We start from the raw sequence: 1,573 nt of genomic DNA, 5'->3' as shown, positions 1-1,573 counted from the left end.
CGCCGGGTACCAACAGCACGGCGCTGGGCAACGCGGCCATCGCGCAGGGAGCAAACAGCGTGGCGCTGGGTGCCGACTCGCTGGCCGAGCGTGACAACACGGTCTCGGTGGGCGATGTCGGCAACGAGCGGCAGATCACCAACGTGGCCGCCGGCACCGAGGACACCGATGCGGTGAACAAGGCGCAGTTGGACGAAGTGGCCGCTGTGGCCGACACCACCAGCAAGTACTTCAAGGCCAGTGGCAGTGCCGACAGTGATGTCGGTGCCTACGTCGAGGGTGATAACGCGGTGGCCGCCGGCGAGGCGGCCAATGCCTACGGCAACGGTGCCTCGGCTTACGGCAGCGGTGCCAATGCCCTGTCCGACGGGGCGACCGCGGTCGGCATGAACGCCCTGGCCAGCGGCCAGAACGCCGCCGCGTTCGGCCAGAACGCGCAGGCGATGGGCCCGGGTGCGGTGGCCGTCGGTGGCAACGCGGTGGACGAGAACGGCGATGCGCTGATCAACGTCGGTGGCGTGCCGGTGGATACCGGTGCGACCAGCGCCGGCGTCGGTGGCACCGCGCTGGGTGCCAGCGCCAATGCCGAAGGCTTCGCCGCCACGGCGAGCGGCGTGGGCGCATTGGCACGTGGCGACCAGTCCACCGCCAATGGCGCGGTTGCCAACGCCCTGGGCGACTACAGCACCGCGACCGGTTCGCAGAGCTATGCCGAAGGTGCGGGCACGACCGCGGTGGGCTTCAATGCGGCGGCCTACGAGGACGGCAACGTGGCCGTGGGCCGCAATGCCTCGGCACTGGGTGAAGGCAGCCTGGCGATCGGTGATGGTGCCGAGACCGGCTTCGGCCTGTTCGGCATCGGTGCGGCCAACGCGGTGGCGATCGGCAGCGGCAGCTGGGCCTTCGGCGATGACGCCACCGCGGTGGGTGCCAATGCCTGGGCCTTCGACCAGCGCAGCACCGCCGTGGGTGCGGGTGCGCAGGCGGGCGCCGAGAACTCGGTGGCGCTGGGTGCCGGATCGGTGGCGGGCCGCGACAACACGGTGTCGGTGGGCGATGTGGGCAGCGAACGGCAGATCACCAACGTGGCCGCCGGCACCGAGGACACCGACGCGGTGAACAAGGCACAGCTGGACGACGTGGCCGCCGTTGCCGAGGAAGGTCAGATAACCGCGAAGTACTTCAAGGCCAGCGGCAGTGCCGACAGTGATGTCGGTGCCTACGTCGAGGGGGAGAATGCGGTGGCCGCCGGCGAGGCAGCCAATGCCTACGGCAACGGTGCCTCGGCTTACGGCAGCGGTGCCAATGCCCTGTCCGACGGGGCGACCGCGGTCGGCATGAACGCCCTGGCCAGCGGCCAGAACGCCGCCGCGTTCGGCCAGAACGCGCAGGCGATGGGCCCGGGTGCGGTGGCCGTCGGTGGCAACGCGGTGGACGAGAACGGCGATGCGCTGATCAACGTCGGTGGCGTGCCGGTGGATACCGGTGCGACCAGCGCCGGCGTCGGTGGCACCGCGCTGGGTGCCAGCGCCAATGCCGAAGGCTTCGCCGCCACGGCGAGCGGCGTGGGCGC

General features: G+C 70.9%; 1 pseudogene. It reads left to right on the top strand.

Annotated features, from left to right (window positions below):
* Positions 1-1,573, top strand: a pseudogene (locus ACIPR8_RS20030) (ESPR-type extended signal peptide-containing protein); the annotation flags it as partial.

Source organism: Stenotrophomonas sp. LARHCG68 (assembly GCF_052871705.1).
The sequence above is the reverse complement of the archived record's forward strand: the minus strand, read 5'-3'. Positions and strand labels throughout refer to the sequence as shown.